Raw genomic sequence first — 16,211 nt, 5'->3', positions numbered from 1 at the left:
GTAGCATGAGCGACAAACACGCAGCCCGTCAGGGCGATGAAATCATTCACTCGAGCGTTTTCGCCGATATCACCAGTATCGTTGCTGAAGGGGTCGCCTATGCGGCGATTGGTTCGGCGGTGGCGTTTGCGGCGGCGACTGCCGCGCCCTTATTGGGTGCTGGTGCCGCCGCTGCGAGTGTGGCGGCGATTGGTTCCAGTTGCCTGCTGAGCGGAATTGTTGGCGGTATTCTCGCTAACGTCGCCGGGATCACCGACGACATCAGCAATATGGCCAATAGCCTTGGCGACGCGCTTTTCCCGCCGTCGCCCGCGGGTAAAATCGTTACCGGTTCGTCCAACGTGTTGACCAATAACAAGCTGGCAGCGCGAGCCGCCGGAACGTTAACCCCTGCGGATACACCACCTGCCGAGCCGCAATCTCCCGCCAGTTTCGCCGATTACGCCGGAATGCTACTTGCCGGAGCAAAACATTTTGGCAGCGAAATGTGGCAACCCACTGTCGGCTCGGCGGACGCTGGTACATCGCCACTGGAGCAGGACAAAGTGGCCTGCGAGAAGCACTCCGGGCCGCAATACCTGGCACAGGGTTCGAAAAGCGTGTTTATCAATGGTCAGCCTGCGGTACGCGCGAAAGATAAAACCACCTGTGAAGCGACAGTTTCGGATGATGTCTCGCCAAATGTGATCATTGGCGGCGAAACCCTGACGGTGCGTGATATCAAAAGTGGCAAATTAGCCGGTTTAGCGGTGGCGATGATCGCGTTGTCGCTTATTCGTGGGCGTCCCGGCAAAATTTTAAAGAATATGCCCTGTGCGCTGGCATCCGCCGGCGGCGGTATGCTAGCGGACATGGCGGTGAATGCTATCTTTGGCTCATCGCACCCGGTGCATGCCGCCACCGGTGTGAAAGTCCTTAATGACGAGCAGGAACTCGATTTCTCACTGCCGGGGCGCTTTCCGCTACGGTTGCAGCGCAGCTATAACAGCCTGACGTCACGCGCCGGGCTGTTTGGTCTGGGCTGGTCGACCGTTTTTGATAGCTATCTGACGCTGACGGGCGATGAAGCCTGTTGGTTTGACGAAACCGGGCGTGAATTGCGCTTCACTTTGCCGTCGGTTGATCACGCGATGTACAGCATCAGCGAAGGGGTGATCATCCGGCGTAATGATAATGGCGATGTCGTCATTGCAGATGATGACGGCGCGGTATGGCGTTTATTCAAACCCACGCGCGCCAACCCGGCGATCCTGCGCCTTGCGTCACTCAGCGATGAATATGGCAACGCGCTGGAAACCGGCTGGGATGAGCACGGGCGTCTGGTGCGCCTTCACGATGCGCCCTGCGCGATTGATGTGACGTTCGCTTATGACGACGCGCGTTTTGCGCAGCGTGTGACCTCCGCCAGCCATTTTGATGGCGAACACCACTGGCCGCTGATGCACTGGCGTTACGATGCGCGCGGTCAACTGGCAATGGTGACTGATGCTAGCGGGATCGTGACGCGCGAGTATCGTTATAACGATGACGGACTGATGGTCTGGCACCGCGCCGCGGGTGGGCTGGAAAGTGAATACCGCTGGGCGATGTTTGATCACTGGCGCGTGGTTGAAAACCGTACCAATACCGGAGACGGCTGCCGCTTTGCCTACGATCTTGATGCTGGGTTAACCACCGTTACGCACTATGACGGCCAGACGCGTCAGCACTTCTGGAATGCGCAGGGGTTGATTGTACGTTTCGTTGATGAGCGCGGTGAGAACTGGCGTTTCGAATGGGACGACAACGAGCAATTAACCCGCCGTATCGATCCGCTCGGCAATGCCATGACCTTCGTATATGACGAGATGGGCAACCGGGTTCAGGAGATTGACGCCGACGGCAATGAACGCGCCACCCGGTGGCTGGAAAACCGCGCGTTGCCAGCGGTGATAACCGAACCTGGCGGCAGTACAACACGCTTTTTTTACGATCCCCATTTTGGTCTGGCGCGCACCGTGGATGCGCTGGGGCAAACCACGCTCTGGCATCGCGACGAGTTTGGTCAGGTTATCGAAGAAGTGGATGCGGCAGGTAACAGCCGTCGCATGGAGTACAACGATGCCGGTCAGGTTATCCGCGAAACGGATTGTTCCGGACATCTCACTCGTTACCACTATCATCCTCTCGGTTGGCTGGTGGCGGTGCAGGCGGCGGACGGGGAAGAAACCCGCTATCACTATGATGCCGCAGGCCGCCCGGTGCAGCTTGAGCGGGCAGAAGGCTGGCTGGAAACGCTGCGCTGGAACGAACAAGGGCTGCCAACAGAACATGAAGCGGCGGATGGCAGTCGCAGCGCGTTTCGTTATGACAACACCGGGCGACTGGTGGCGACGCGTAACCATCTTGGGGAAGAGATCCGCCGCAGTTGGGATAGCCGTGGCCGCCTGGTAGCCCTGCACAACGAGAACGGGGAAGCCTACCAGTTCCGTTGGGGGGCGGATTCCCTGTTGCTGGAAGAGCAGGGGCTGGATGGCGTTGTCAGCCGCTATACCTACGATGCCTGCGGACGCACGTTGTCACGCACTTTTGCCGCCGGGCACCCTGAGGCGATTACCCACCGTTTTAGCTGGAGCGCGGCAGGGCAGTTGCTCACGCGATCCACACCGGAAGGCCAGACGCGCTGGCGCTGGTCTGCTGCGGGATACCCTGAGCGCGTTAGCCTGCACCCACAGCTTGATGAAAACAGCTGGAGCGCCGAAGCGGAGCAGGAGCTGAACTTCACTTTCGATGCGCTGGGGCGCGTGATCGGTGAGCAGGGAGAAAACGGTACACTCGGCTGGGGCTACGATGCGTTGGGTAATCGCACCTCGCTACAGTTGCCGGATGGCCGTGAGCTGAAACAGTTCTATTACGGCAGCGGGCATTTGTTGAGTATTGCGCTGGATAACCTGCCGATCAGTGATTTTGGCCGCGACACCTTGCACCGGGAAATTAGCCGCACGCAAGGGCTGCTCACCACCCGTAGTGATTACGACCGCCTTGGACGCCTGTATCGACGCGACGTCTTTAGCGGCAACGCCCAGCGTCCGGCGCCACGGCGCTGGTCCCGCCGCTGGGATTATGATCACCGCAACAACCTGGTGCGCGAAGAGCGGGACGATAATCCGTTTAACTGGTATCGCTGGAAATACGACGATGCCGGGCGCTTGCTGACGCAGGACGGTACTCTGCCGGGGCAGGAACAGTGGCGCTGGGATGCGGCGAGCAACCCTGTCGATACAACGGTGCAGCATGCCGTGCGTCACAACCGCGTCACGCAGCTACATGGTATCCGCTGGCAATATGACATCCACGGTCGTACCGTGGAGAAAGATAACGGCCAGACGCGCTGGCGCTATCGCTATGATGGCGAACATCGGCTGACGGAGGTCATCAGCCAGCCGCGTGACCGCAATAAACCGCAGGTGCAGGTCAGTTTTCGTTATGACCCGTTGGGACGACGTATCAGCAAAACACGCCGCCAGATGCGCGCTGACCAGCCGGTTGGGCAAAGCGTTACCACGCGTTTCGTCTGGGACGGTTTCAGGTTATTACAGGAAATTCACGACGATGTGCCGCTGACCTATGTTTACAGCGATCAAGGCAGTTTCGACCCGCTGGCGCGCATCGATGGTATTACCAACCCGGACATTTACTGGTTTCACAATCAGCCAAATGGCACGCCGGAGCGTCTCACCGACGCGGAAGGTGAACTGCGTTGGGAAGGGCAGAATAGCGCGTGGGGGAAACTGCTGCATGAAACACCGCTGCATACGCCGGAATATGCCCAGAACCTGCGCATGCAGGGACAATACCTGGATCGCGAAACCGGCTTACACTACAATCTGTTCCGCTATTACGACCCGGACTGCGGGCGCTTTACCCAGCAGGACCCGATAGGGCTGGCGGGGGGGCTCAATCTTTACCAGTATGCGCCGAATGCGCAGGGGTGGGTGGACCCGTGGGGGTTGAGAAGGTCTTGCAAACCGAGTAAGCCGACAAAAGCAAATGACCATAATCAGGCCGCATTTGGTCGACAATGGCAAGGGCATGGAGCGTATAAAGGTCGTGATTCATGGTCAAATACCATGCTGAAAGAAGGTGAGATAATTTATGGTGGTACACCGGGGCAGTCGGGGTTCTATTTCGATAAGGCAACTCTTGATGCTGCGGGTGGAAGCAGGAGTAAATTGTGGCAAAGTTTACAAGTCTTACCACATCGTGACTTTGGCTATCGTGGTCAGATCCAGGCCTACCGTGTTAAACGTGTTGCGATTGCTGGAACAGGAAAAGCTTTAGCTCAGGATAAGACTATCTTTGGTCAAGGAAACGGGACGCAATATTTTATATCAAACTATAAAACCGTGCTTGAACCAATTGGCCTTCCGTTTAAATTAGGAATGTGAAATGAACTTTGATAGTGATACTGGAATATTAGAAGTTAATGAAAATTTAACTCTTTCACCTCAGATGACAAAGAAAGACATTCTATCGCAAAATGTTTTATGGGATGAATGGTTTCCCAAAGTGGATGATATGATTTTTAACTATCGAACAATTATAGATATTAACCAGAAAAATAAAAAAGAAAAAGTTACTGTTATTATTTATTTTGATGGGGTTTCCGTTGAAACCGCTGCTCTGAAAGGTTGGTTGCTAGCTCCAACTCAAAAATTTTATGGCGTACAAAAAAAAGTTGATGGGAAATTGACTAAAAATCTAAGAGCCTGGTTTCAGGAGCAAACAAATCATTTATTACCGCTCCAAAAAAAATGGGGTGATATAGATGCGTCCTATGATCCACATAACCAGACTGCTGAGGTTGTATGCCATTACCGTCGCTAATTAAGTAAAGGAACTATGCCAATGCGGATATTTTTTCACTAATTGTGTAGTTGCATGAAGTTGACTATTTAGCAGAGCGAATGTTTGGTATTCTTACTTTACTGCTAAGTAAATACCACGGACTCTATAATAGAGGGATGAAGTGAATAGCGACGAACTCACTTATCTTCAAGAATTAAAAAATGATGGCACGACTTCTGAGTTTGCAGATAAAACCTATGGTGTGATTCGCCTTAAAACAATTTATCGTGGTGAAGGGTTGTACTTTCAGCTAAATGACAGAGCACTAATTTGCGCAATCTCAGCACGAGATGCAATGTTAAGTAAAAAAAGCATTAAGCGCTGGGATAACGGAAAAGTAATTGAAGAACAAGAACGAGATATGATCCTGGAAATCATCAAAAATTATTATCCAAAGGCTTATTTAAATGAGCTAACCATTATTTGAATGGATTGCGATTTCAATAAGTTACCAATTACCGGCTCCATGTCACGTCACAATACTTTTTCAGTGCTCATGCCGTTTTTTTTCTTGATCAGTGAATGAATTATGTATTATAGGTATATTTGTTCATTGATTTTGTTAATTAGACTTACCACTTTAACTCTTTGGATAAGTCGATAATATAATGGTGTGTTTTTAAATTAAATTTAATGCAGGCCGTTTTGTTGTTAATAATATACCTTTAAAAGCAAATGAATGGGATAAGAAACAATTATAGTTTTATAATTTAATATGATCAATGGATTTTATCTTCATGGACGGAGTTTTAACGAGAAAAGAATAATTTTAGATATATAATTTCAACGAGTTATCATGCACATAAACGAGTATCCAATGCCTGAGTTGACAGCTTCTGAATATATAGAAAAAGCATTAAACCTTGTGGCTAAAAGATGTCAGGACATAGAAAATAATCAAACAACAAATTCACTTGTACTAATGTATCAGTCAATCGCTGCGCAGCTTAAATATTTAAAGGAAGTTGTAAATGGTACAGAGAAAGATAAAAGTAAGTTACGTGAACTAACTTTTGGTATCTATGCTGCAAAAGAATTTGAATCTTCAGATGAGGTTTTATTTGAACGATTGACTGATGCTTTTTATATTGCCTCTCAGATCCGAAAGAGATTAAAGGTACAGTTGCCGCACCAAATTGATAAGAATTATTATGAAAAACAAAAAAGGCTGGCTTTGCTATATCCAGATGATTTTGATGTTTAGTTATTTTTCGAATAGAACAACAAGGTTGCTCCATTAAGCTATAAAAATTAGATGCATATAAAGTCTGTTAGCGTCTATTCTGAAATTCAATGCCCACTGGACTCCTCTGTTGAAATTTTAGCCCTTAGTTTTGACTTATCGACATGACAGTAAAGCAAAATTTATCTTGATGATGCTTTTTAGCATATTCAGCTTTGCTGTTTTATAGAATTATCAGGAGTAGTTATGGCTGGAGTGAACGTTATTCATAAAGAAAAGGGCGATTTCTTTATTTTGCAAAACGATGATAAATATCTTATCTGCATGATTTGGCCCTATAACAGTATGTGGGATGTGCAAAAATGTTTTATTCTCGAAAATGCCGAGTTAAGTCGATATAGAGATTTTCACGAAATGGTCTCGTTAGCAAAAGATATGCGCGACAATTATGATAAATACAAACATCGTGAAGTCCCGGTTCCTGAGTTTAAAGTGCGTTAGAACGGATGTGAATTAACTTTATGCGAAATGTTTTTTTTGGCAACGTGCGTTTGTCGATCCTTTTTGTTTGCTTGTTCTCTTTTTTCTCTTTTGACGCTGCTGCGGGTATTGATATCACCCATTTTGACCAGCTCGAAACCGTCGAAAATATCACTGCAGATAAGCAGGTGCAGGCGTCGTTAAAAAATGTCTTAGGGCCAGATTATGCTGCGTTTACAGGCAATTTCGATGTCTATGGCGAACCGCGACACACTGCGGATGGCGGGTTATTCGTGGAAGGCTGGCTGAAAGATCTCTATCTGGAAAATGCCTCCGCATTTGTGATTTACCCGGATGGCAGGCTTTCTGCCGCATGGGTATTACCAACGGCATCGGTTGCGCACTATAAAAGCAACACAGGCGAAAAACGCATTCCTGAGGCATTGCAACAATGGGTTAGCCGTTTTCAGGACGTGTCGTTTAATGCGCCCGCGGTTAATCAAACGGCTGAGACCTTCGTCGATTTTTTTGAAACCCCTAAATTTAAGATAAAGGTTGTCACTGTGTGTGGTAGCGGCGCGAATTGTGACGAAGCAACGTACTACGGCGTGCGTAAAAACGATCGGGCCGAAGTCAATTTGCACGGCTTTGCGGTGCGGAAATCTTGTGAACAGTCGATCTGCCCTGTTATTACCTACACCTTTAAAAACGGCACCACCACTTATCTGCTGAGTAAAATTGATAACAGCTTAACCGTGATACAAAACAATAAAATCCTCCTCGATGAAAAAGGTATCTGGAAAGCGCATGAGTAGATTCGCATTCCAATGTCACCGTGCGTTTCAAAGGAGCAGGTGATCTGCTGCAAAACAGAGAAGCGTTGAGGGCGTTATTGAGGGGAATTATTTCAGCCATCACCTTTTCGCTGCTGAATTAACCGAATGAGAAAATGCACATGGATCTGTTAACCCGCGAAGAGGGCGAAGCGTTACTGCTCAAATTTCTCAGCAGAGCGCTCAAAAATCCGTCGGATATTGAAACATTAATGGCAATGGCCAGAGAACATCCATCGACTATTCCCATGAAGGGGATTATCTACCAGTACGATCGCATGGAAAAAAATGCGTTATCGAAAGCAGATCTTGACGACCTGTCGACCGTGATGTTCTTTTACGGGCCTTAAGAATCAACTCATTTTCTGTGATGCTGAAAAGGAAGAGACGCACGTTATGCACGCTATTCATCCAACACATCAGCGGCTTTATTTTGTCGTTGCGAGCTTATTGCTCTCCTGTTGCGCCAGCGCCGCGTCGGCAACGGATTTTTCCGGGCAGTGGCACGGCAGTGAAAGCAACGAATCCACATTAACGCTGAAATTATTCCAGCAGAATAACAAGCTTACTGGATCGTATTGCTTTATTACTCAGCGCGGCAACCGCATCGATTGCCCGGATGAACAGCAGAATAACCTGCGCGGTGAGGTTAAAAATAATATCGCTATCGTTACGTTTGATTCGAGCTTTGGCGGTAAAAACGGTAAAGCCAGGCTGGTTATTAATGATGACAAACTGGCGTGGCATCTGACGCAACCGCCTGAACACGGTGATTATTACGCCCCGGAAAATTACGCGCTGGTTAAAGAGACCGTTCACGCTGGCGCGACCACGAAAATTATCCGCACGGATAATTTTATGATTGCGATCCGCAATAATTGTGGAGAGTTCACCACGCCTTGCGATGATCTGCTTTATACCGGTGCGCGAAACCGCGACAGCCAGCAGATTAGCCTGCACGGTAAAACGCGGCTGGATGATACAAACCGCGTAATTGGCGCAGAATTCCGTAATGGGAATGTGCTTTATCTTGTCGATTACAACCCGCCGAAACTGGTGGTGACTCAGGCGGGTAAAACGCTTGTCAACCAGGCGGGTAGCTGGCTTAAATAGCGCTTCTTCTGACTGGCTATGGAAAAGTTAATGCGTCGAGTATTCCCTGTTTTTGCGCTACTGCTTGGTTTTGCTGCCCAGGCGGCGCAAACGCCGCTGACGGAAAACGACTTCAGCGTGGAAATCAACAAACAGGCTATCACCCTGGGGCAGGACTGGGATCGCAATCTGATGGCGGCTCTCGGGAAACAAACCAGCGAGGACTTCGTCGGTGAAGTGCCGTTTGGCGAGGAAAACTATAAGTTTTACCGCCACATTTTTCCGGGCTTTGATATCTACAGCGCCAATATCGACTGGCAGCAACGCGGCAAAAGCGTCGACAGTTACGTCATCGGGCAGATAACGCTACATTCTTCCACATTGCATACCGCGCGTGGTGTGGCGCCCGGCGATGCGAAACAGCGCGTGATTGAGCAGTATGGCGCGGGTGAAACCGATAACAGCGATGGCGAAGAGTGGATTATGTATTCACTGGCGCGCAAAAATATCGCTTTCGATGTCACCGGCGGCAAAGTGCAGGTCATTAATATCAGCACTGGAAATGACTGAACGGGTGACCTGAATGATCAACTTTCCGGCCTGGGTGACGACGATGAAAATTGACAAGCTCATTAAGAAACGCGTGATGCTGCACGATGGCCTGGAAACGCGCTTTTTTAATCAACATGTCGAATTGATTTGCCCGCGTTGCCAGAAGCCAATTGAGCCAGATCTCTACCAGAGCGGGGATTTCGCCCGGCTGCCAGAGCACATCCAGGCCGCAGTGGCGGTAAGAATCAAAGCCATTACTTTCAATCCTGAGGCTTATACGCGTTACTCCGCGCCAGAGGGTTCGCTTCTGTGTTCTGCGCATAACTGTGAAGACGGGCAGGGGAAAACGCTGGTTATCTTCAGTTATAAAGAGCAACAGCCTGCCCGTTACATCGCCACGCTTTATGCGCTGCTGGTGGTTAGCGAGGATGAATAGCGCGCGGCGGAAAGCATTGCAGTATCTAAAACCCGTCGCCGCCCGCTGATGTTCGCGCAATAAAAAACCCCCGGTCGGACACTCCGCCGGGGGTTTTTCATTTCTTACTTAACGCTGGTTACAGCCGGCGCACTGTTTGTTCTGGATCTGCTGGAAGAAGTCGTTACCTTTGTCGTCCACCAGAATGAACGCCGGGAAGTTCTCCACTTCAATTTTCCAGATCGCTTCCATACCCAGTTCCGGGTAAGCCACGCATTCAAGACTCTTAATGCTCTGCTGCGCCAGTACGGCAGCCGGACCGCCAATACTCCCCAGATAGAAACCGCCGTGTTTGGCACAGGCATCGGTCACTTGCTGGCTGCGGTTGCCTTTTGCCAGCATGATCATGCTCGCGCCGTGCGATTGCAGCAGGTCCACGTAGGAGTCCATACGCCCTGCGGTGGTTGGGCCAAGCGAACCGGAAGCATAACCTTCAGGTGTTTTTGCCGGGCCTGCGTAGTAGATCGGGTGATCTTTGACGTACTGCGGCAACTCTTCGCCGTTATCAATCAGCTCTTTCAGCTTCGCGTGGGCAATATCGCGCGCCACGATAATCGTGCCGTTCAGCGAAACGCGGGTCGATACCGGGAACGCGGAAAGCTGCGCGAGGATCGCTTTCATCGGCTGGTTGAGGTCGATTTTCGCCACATCGCCTTCACCCTGCTGGCGCAGTTCTACCGGAATATACTGCCCCGGATTGTGCTCCATCTTCTCGATCCAGATGCCTTCGCGGTTGATCTTCGCTTTGATGTTACGGTCGGCGGAGCAGGAGACGCCCATGCCGATAGGGCAGGAGGCACCGTGGCGCGGCAGACGGATCACGCGGATATCGTGAGCGAAATATTTACCACCAAACTGCGCGCCGAGGCCGAGATTTTGCGCTTCCTGCATCAGTTCCTGTTCAAGCTGGACATCGCGGAATGCCTGGCCATGCTCGTTACCTTCGGTCGGCAGGCCATCGTAGTAGCGGGTTGAGGCCAGTTTCACCGTTTTCAGTGTTGATTCAGCCGACGTACCGCCAATCACGAACGCAATATGGTATGGCGGGCAGGCTGCCGTGCCGAGGGTACGCATCTTCTCAACCAGATAGTTTTTCAGCTTCGCTGGTGTAATCAGCGCTTTGGTTTCCTGGTAGAGATAGGTTTTGTTGGCAGAACCACCGCCTTTAGCGATGCAGAGGAATTTATACTCGTCGCCGTCGACGCTATAGAGATCGATCTGCGCAGGCAGGTTAGTGCCGGTGTTGACCTCTTTATACATATCCAGCGGCGCATTCTGCGAATAACGCAGGTTGTCTTCGGTATAGGTGTTGTAAACACCACGCGCCAGCGCAGCTTCGTCACCGCCGCCGGTCCACACGCGCTGACCTTTTTTACCCATAATGATGGCCGTGCCGGTGTCCTGGCAGGTCGGCAGCACGCCTTTGGCGGCGATTTCAGAGTTTCGCAGGAATTGCAGAGCAACGTATTTGTCGTTTTCGCTCGCTTGCGGGTCATGCAGAATGGCCGCCACCTGTTTCTGGTGGGAAGGGCGCAGCATAAAGGAAGCGTCATGGAACGCGCGTTGCGCCAGCAGCGTGAGTGCTTCCGGCTCGACTTTCAGCACTTGCTGGCCGTCGAAGTCGGCAACAGAGACATATTCACGGCTCAGTAGGTAATATTCCGTATTGTCTTTCGCCAGCGGGAACGGGTCCTGATAAACAAAGGGTTTGTTCGACATAGCTCTTTACTCCATAAAATAAAACCGCCGGGAAAGCCCGGCGGTTACGAATCAGAACATCATGGTGATCCACGGATAACCAATCAACAGCAGGGCGGCCAGGAAGATAGCACCGAAGATGGTGCCCAGACGCCAGTAATCTTTGGTCGGCAGGTAGCCGCTACCGTAGTAAATCGGGCTTGGGCCAGTACCGTACGGGGTGATGATGCCCATCACACCGAGCGAGGTACACAGAACCAGAACCACCACTTCCATATTGATGCCAGGAATTGTCGCGGCGATGGTCAGCATCGCAGGCAGCAGCGCCGTGGTGTGCGCGGTGGTGCTGGCGAACAGATAGTGCAGCAGGTAGAACGCCAGCAGCAGAGCGATGGTCGCCATCCCCGGAGAGATACCGCTCATCAGCAGGCCGCCTTCTTTACCTAACCAGGCGATAAAGCCAGTGGTGGAGAGGCCATCGGCCAGCGCAACTAACGTGGCGAACCAGACGAAGGTGTTCCATGCCGGTTTGTTGCTGGTAATGTCGTTCCAGGTTAACACGCCGGTCCACAGCATCAGCACGACCACCAGCAGTGCTGCAAGCGCAGGCTCGATAAAGTCGGCGGCGAAGATCCACATCAGCAGCGCACAGCAGACAAACACCAGCAGCAGGATTTCATTGCGTGACATTCTGCCCAGTTTTTCCAGCTCGCGGCTGGCCCACAGCGGCACTTCGTCATTGATTTTCACTTCTGGCGGGTAGAACCAGTACGCCAGCAGCGGCATGGTCAGAATCAACAGTACGCCCAGCGGCAGGAAGGCGATAAACCAGCTGCCCCACGAGATGTTAATGCCAACGGTGCTTTTCACCAGCGCCAGCGCCAGCAGGTTCGGTGCCAGTGCGGAAAGGAACATAGAACTGGTGATACAGGCTGCGGTAATCGCTACCCACATCAGATAAGAACCGATACGGCGCGCGCTTGGATCGTTCGGTTTGGAACCGTACAGCGGCGGCAGGTTGGCGATAATCGGGTAGATTGTCCCGCCGCTGCGCGCGGTGTTTGACGGTGTGAAAGGTGCCAGCAGAAGGTCGGCAAAAGTAATGGCATAACCGAGCGTCAGGCTGCGGCGACCAAGGTATTTCACCAGAATCAGCGCCAGGCGGCGACCAAACTGGGTTTTATCGTAACCGGCGGCAAACATAAACGCGCCGAAGATAAGCCACACGGTGGAGTTACCGAAACCGCTCACCGCCCATTTAAAGGACTGACCAGCAAGTTTGAATTTCGGGTCGGCCAGTTGTTCAGGGCTGAACAGCAGCCACTGGCTACACAGCGCGATAACCACCACGCCGGTCATGCCGATAACCGCACCCGGCAGGGGTTCGAAAATCAGGCCGACAATCACGCCAACGAAAATAGCAAAGTAGTGCCAGGCAAACGGCGGTAAACCTTCCGGCACCGGGACAAACAGCAGAAGCACTGCCACGATAATCGGCAACGCCATCATTATCAGGCGGTTTTTATTTCCGGCTTTTGCACTGGCTGCAGGAGCAGACGGTGGGGTTGTTGTTTTCTCTGTCATAGTGAGCATCTACAAGTAGTTAAAAATTCGGTCATGCGCGGAAAGTGAATCTCTGATTATTTTAGTTTCAAAAGTTACTTTAATTTTTTATTGAGACTTTTCACATTCTGGCATGTGTTGTTTAACGCAAATTCAATCGCATTAAATAAAAATCTGAGCGTATTTATATATTGCTCTTCCATTGGCGAATACTCTTGATTGAGATCAAGAAAACGAAACGAACGACACTTTTTTTAATAAACTGAATACCCACAGAGTATTATGTGGTTAATTTCACAAAATTGCCGCAAATGTTAAAAAATGGTGCTGATAATAACTCTCATTAACGATGTTTTTTCTTTTAAGTATATGATAATTATCTATTTTATTATTTGAATAAAGCTGGAAAGGAAAAGTGTGAAGTAATCGCAATGTTACCGGTAATTAAAGCCATGTGAACACGATATTTAAAAATGATAATACACTGGAGGTAGCTCTGTTATTAGGGTGGTTAAATAGTTTTATAACTAACGTAATTAATTTGGTAATTAAAATTCACGGTATATTAAATACACGACATCAGGATTAAAAAATAGAACGAAAAATAAATCCGTCACCGAATTCAAAGTTTTTAATTTTTAGATTTGGAGTTTAATTATGACCAGCAACGAACGCATCCTCAGCCCGTTTACCTTGCCGAATGGCGCAGAACTGAAAAACCGTTTGTTAATGGCGCCAATGACCACCTGCACAGGTTATTTTGACGGCACTGTCAGCAGTGAACTGGTGGAATATTATCGCGCCCGCGCCGGAAGTATCGGCACCATTATTGTTGAATGCTGTTTTGTCGATGATCTCGGTCTGGCATTTCCGGGTGCTATCGGTATTGATAACGACGAGAAAATTGCCGGCCTGGCAAAAATTGCCGCAGCGATTAAAGCCGAAGGCTCGAAAGCGATTTTGCAGATTTACCATGGCGGCCGCATGGTCGAACCGAAACTGATTGGCGGCCGTACTCCGGTTGGCCCGAGCGCTATTGCCGCACCGCGTGATGGCGCAGCCACCCCGGTTGCGCTGACCACCGCCGAAGTTGAAGGAATGATTGGTAAATTTGGTGAAGCCGTGCGCCGCGCCATTCAGGCTGGGTTCGACGGTGTCGAAATTCACGGTGCCAATACTTATCTTATTCAGCAATTCTTCTCGCCAAACTCCAACCAGCGTGACGATGAGTGGGGCGGCAGCCGCGACAACCGCGCGAAGTTCCCGCTGGCCGTACTGGATATCACCCATAAAATGGCGCGTCAGTATGCCGACGATGCCTTTATTATCGGTTACCGTTTCTCGCCGGAAGAGCTGGAAGTGCCCGGCATCCGTTTTGATGACACCATGTTCCTGCTGGAAAAACTGGCGGCGCGCGGTGTTGATTACCTGCACTTCTCCGTCGGTGCGGCGCTGCGTCCTTCCATTAACGACACCAGCGACCCGACGCCGCTGATTGATAAATATTGTGCCATGCGTTCCGCAACGCTGGCGCAGATCCCGGTGATGGGCGTAGGCGGCGTGGTAAATGCCGCCGATGCTGAGCAGGGGCTGGATCACGGCTATGACCTGATTGCGGTAGGCCGCGCGTGCATCGCGTACCCGGACTGGACGGCGCGTATCGCCAGTGGTGAAAACCTGGAACTGTTCATTGATAGCACCCAGCGTGAAGCGCTGAATATCCCGGAACCGCTGTGGCGCTTCTCGCTGGTGGAAGCGATGATCCGCGACATGAGCATGGGCGCATCGAAATTTAAGCCAGGTCTTTTTGCTGAAACGGTTCAGGACGATGCCAACGAGTTGGTTATCAATGTCAGCCTCGATACTGACCGCATCGTCGATATTGAACTTGCCGCAAGCACCGTTGATAGCGTTGAATTCACCAGCAGCTTTGAAGAGATCCGTGGCCGTATCCTGACGGCGAACAGCCCGCACGTCGACGCCATTTCTGGCGCAACCAGCCAGAGCGAAGCGGTGAAAAAAGCGGTATCAAAAGCGATGGTGAAATCCAGCAAAGCGCTGGCGGCGGAAGAGGGCAGTGACACGCAGGAACCCAAACGTTATGACGTGGTGGTCGTCGGTAGCGGCGGCGCGGGTCTGGCAGCGGCAATCCAGGCGCACGACGAAGGGGCGAGCGTGCTGATTGTCGAAAAAATGCCGACTATCGGCGGTAACACCATTAAAGCCTCTGCGGGGATGAACGCCGCAGAAACCCGCTTCCAGCGCGTGAAAGGCATTCAGGACAGCAAAGAGCTGTTCTACGCGGAAACCCTGAAAGGCGGCGGTAATAAAAACAACCCGGCACTGCTGCGCCGCTTTGTGGAAAATGCGCCAGAAGCCATCGAATGGCTGGCCCGTCGCGGCATTATGCTTAACGACATCACCACCACTGGCGGGATGAGCATTGACCGTACGCACCGTCCGCGTGACGGATCGGCAGTCGGTGGCTACCTGATTAGCGGCCTGGTGCGTAACGTCACCAAACGCGGCATTGATGTAATGCTGGATACTTCAGTCGACGATATTCTGTTCGAGCAAAATGAAGTGCGCGGTGTGCGCCTGCTGACCGAAGAGCAGGAGAGCGTGGTCGTAGAAGCGAAAAGCGTGATTGTGGCGACCGGTGGTTTTAGCGCCAACAGCGCCATGGTAGTGAAATACCGCCCGGATCTGGACGGTTTTGTTACCACCAACCATAAGGGCGCGACCGGTGGCGGTATCGCACTGCTGGAACGAATTGGCGCGGGCACTGTGGATATGGGCGAAATTCAGATCCACCCGACCGTTGAGCAGAATACCTCATATCTGATTTCCGAATCGATTCGCGGCGGCGGTGCTATCCTCGTCAGCCAGCAGGGGAAACGCTTCTTTAACGAAATGTCGACCCGCGATAAAGTCTCGGCGGCAATCATCGCCCTGCCGGAACATTACGCTTACATCGTGTTTGATGAGCATGTCAGAGCGAAAAACAAAGCGGCAGATGAGTATATCGCGCGTGGTCTGGTCACCAGCGCCAGCTCGCCGCGTGAACTGGCGGATAAACTGGGTATTGATTACCACGCTTTCCTGGCCACGCTTGAGCGCTACAACGGCTTTGTGGAAAAACAGCACGATGAAGACTTTGGTCGCACCACCGCGCTGCGTGCGCCGATCAACGAAGGCCCTTTCCACGCGATCCAGATTGCACCGGGCGTGCACCACACCATGGGCGGGGTGACCATCAACACTGAAACCGAAGTGTTGAACACAGAAAATCAGGTGATCGCGGGTGCCTATGCTGCCGGTGAAGTGGTTGGCGGCCTGCATGGCGGCAACCGTATCGGCGGGAACGCCGTTGCCGATATCATTATCTTCGGCTCACTGGCGGGACACCAGGCGGCGATGCGCGCCAAACGCGGCTAACCACGTGCTA

The 16,211-nt window shown here is 51.3% G+C and carries 13 protein-coding genes; 11 read left to right on the top strand and 2 right to left on the bottom strand.

The features are described from left to right. Nucleotides 1-5 precede the first annotated feature (5 nt). The 10 genes from ACFX4U_RS04205 (at nucleotide 6) to ACFX4U_RS04160 (ending at nucleotide 9,463) form a co-directional block, all read left to right on the top strand. Entirely contained in the window at nucleotides 6-4,427 is a 4,422-nt protein-coding gene (locus ACFX4U_RS04205; RefSeq protein WP_313510250.1) for an RHS repeat-associated core domain-containing protein, read from the top strand. A gap of 1 nt (nucleotide 4,428) precedes the next feature. Beyond that, a complete protein-coding gene (locus ACFX4U_RS04200; protein ID WP_313510247.1) occupies nucleotides 4,429-4,866 on the top strand; it encodes a hypothetical protein in 438 nt (145 codons plus the stop codon). A 142-nt stretch (nucleotides 4,867-5,008) separates the two neighbouring features. Then, nucleotides 5,009-5,314: a hypothetical protein gene (locus ACFX4U_RS04195; RefSeq protein WP_313510245.1), complete on the top strand. Its 306-nt coding sequence runs from the start codon at nucleotides 5,009-5,011 to the stop codon at nucleotides 5,312-5,314. A 390-nt stretch (nucleotides 5,315-5,704) separates the two neighbouring features. Next, entirely contained in the window at nucleotides 5,705-6,091 is a 387-nt protein-coding gene (locus tag ACFX4U_RS04190) for an immunity protein Tsi6 family protein (RefSeq protein ID WP_313510242.1), read from the top strand. A 225-nt stretch (nucleotides 6,092-6,316) separates the two neighbouring features. Further along, complete coding sequence (locus tag ACFX4U_RS04185) at nucleotides 6,317-6,571, top strand: hypothetical protein (protein WP_313510239.1); 255 nt, start codon at nucleotides 6,317-6,319, stop codon at nucleotides 6,569-6,571. A 20-nt stretch (nucleotides 6,572-6,591) separates the two neighbouring features. Next, on the top strand, nucleotides 6,592-7,365 hold the full coding sequence (locus ACFX4U_RS04180) for a hypothetical protein (RefSeq protein WP_313510237.1): 774 nt from the start codon (nucleotides 6,592-6,594) through the stop codon (nucleotides 7,363-7,365). Nucleotides 7,366-7,505: 140 nt separating this feature from the next. Beyond that, nucleotides 7,506-7,733, top strand: a complete 228-nt coding sequence (locus ACFX4U_RS04175) for a hypothetical protein (protein WP_313510235.1) — start codon at nucleotides 7,506-7,508, stop codon at nucleotides 7,731-7,733. 46 nt (nucleotides 7,734-7,779) lie between these two features. Beyond that, on the top strand, nucleotides 7,780-8,496 hold the full coding sequence (locus tag ACFX4U_RS04170) for a hypothetical protein (RefSeq protein WP_313510233.1): 717 nt from the start codon (nucleotides 7,780-7,782) through the stop codon (nucleotides 8,494-8,496). A gap of 30 nt (nucleotides 8,497-8,526) precedes the next feature. After that, complete coding sequence (locus ACFX4U_RS04165) at nucleotides 8,527-9,045, top strand: hypothetical protein (protein WP_313510231.1); 519 nt, start codon at nucleotides 8,527-8,529, stop codon at nucleotides 9,043-9,045. 13 nt (nucleotides 9,046-9,058) lie between these two features. Then, nucleotides 9,059-9,463: a hypothetical protein gene (locus tag ACFX4U_RS04160; protein WP_313510229.1), complete on the top strand. Its 405-nt coding sequence runs from the start codon at nucleotides 9,059-9,061 to the stop codon at nucleotides 9,461-9,463. Nucleotides 9,464-9,571: 108 nt separating this feature from the next. On the opposite strand, the gene fumA is transcribed toward ACFX4U_RS04160, so the two are convergent. Both fumA and ACFX4U_RS04150 read right to left on the bottom strand, forming a co-directional pair. Continuing rightward, a complete protein-coding gene (gene fumA, locus ACFX4U_RS04155; RefSeq protein WP_305735809.1) occupies nucleotides 9,572-11,221 on the bottom strand; it encodes a class I fumarate hydratase FumA in 1,650 nt (549 codons plus the stop codon). A 51-nt stretch (nucleotides 11,222-11,272) separates the two neighbouring features. Next, complete coding sequence (locus ACFX4U_RS04150; protein ID WP_017457050.1) at nucleotides 11,273-12,784, bottom strand: anion permease; 1,512 nt, start codon at nucleotides 12,782-12,784, stop codon at nucleotides 11,273-11,275. Between the two features lie 636 nt (nucleotides 12,785-13,420). Between ACFX4U_RS04150 and ACFX4U_RS04145 the strand changes: the two genes are divergently transcribed. After that, a complete protein-coding gene (locus tag ACFX4U_RS04145; protein WP_313510228.1) occupies nucleotides 13,421-16,201 on the top strand; it encodes a flavocytochrome c in 2,781 nt (926 codons plus the stop codon). Nucleotides 16,202-16,211 lie beyond the last annotated feature (10 nt).

It is taken from the genome of Kosakonia sp. YIM B13588 (assembly GCF_042788165.1).
Classification (GTDB): domain Bacteria; phylum Pseudomonadota; class Gammaproteobacteria; order Enterobacterales; family Enterobacteriaceae; genus Kosakonia; species Kosakonia sacchari.
The sequence above is the reverse complement of the archived record's forward strand: the minus strand, read 5'-3'. Positions and strand labels throughout refer to the sequence as shown.

Bases quoted from the DNA above. Each gene is read 5' to 3' on its own strand.
- ACFX4U_RS04205 (WP_313510250.1), top strand. From the start codon at position 6: ATGAGCGACAAACACGCAGCCCGTCAGGGCGATGAAATCATTCACTCG.
- ACFX4U_RS04200 (WP_313510247.1), top strand. From the start codon at position 4,429: ATGAACTTTGATAGTGATACTGGAATATTAGAAGTTAATGAAAATTTA.
- ACFX4U_RS04190 (WP_313510242.1), top strand. From the start codon at position 5,705: ATGCCTGAGTTGACAGCTTCTGAATATATAGAAAAAGCATTAAACCTT.
- ACFX4U_RS04185 (WP_313510239.1), top strand. From the start codon at position 6,317: ATGGCTGGAGTGAACGTTATTCATAAAGAAAAGGGCGATTTCTTTATT.
- ACFX4U_RS04180 (WP_313510237.1), top strand. From the start codon at position 6,592: ATGCGAAATGTTTTTTTTGGCAACGTGCGTTTGTCGATCCTTTTTGTT.
- ACFX4U_RS04175 (WP_313510235.1), top strand. From the start codon at position 7,506: ATGGATCTGTTAACCCGCGAAGAGGGCGAAGCGTTACTGCTCAAATTT.
- ACFX4U_RS04170 (WP_313510233.1), top strand. From the start codon at position 7,780: ATGCACGCTATTCATCCAACACATCAGCGGCTTTATTTTGTCGTTGCG.
- ACFX4U_RS04165 (WP_313510231.1), top strand. From the start codon at position 8,527: ATGCGTCGAGTATTCCCTGTTTTTGCGCTACTGCTTGGTTTTGCTGCC.
- ACFX4U_RS04160 (WP_313510229.1), top strand. From the start codon at position 9,059: ATGATCAACTTTCCGGCCTGGGTGACGACGATGAAAATTGACAAGCTC.
- fumA (WP_305735809.1), bottom strand. From the start codon at position 11,221: ATGTCGAACAAACCCTTTGTTTATCAGGACCCGTTCCCGCTGGCGAAA.
- ACFX4U_RS04150 (WP_017457050.1), bottom strand. From the start codon at position 12,784: ATGACAGAGAAAACAACAACCCCACCGTCTGCTCCTGCAGCCAGTGCA.
- ACFX4U_RS04145 (WP_313510228.1), top strand. From the start codon at position 13,421: ATGACCAGCAACGAACGCATCCTCAGCCCGTTTACCTTGCCGAATGGC.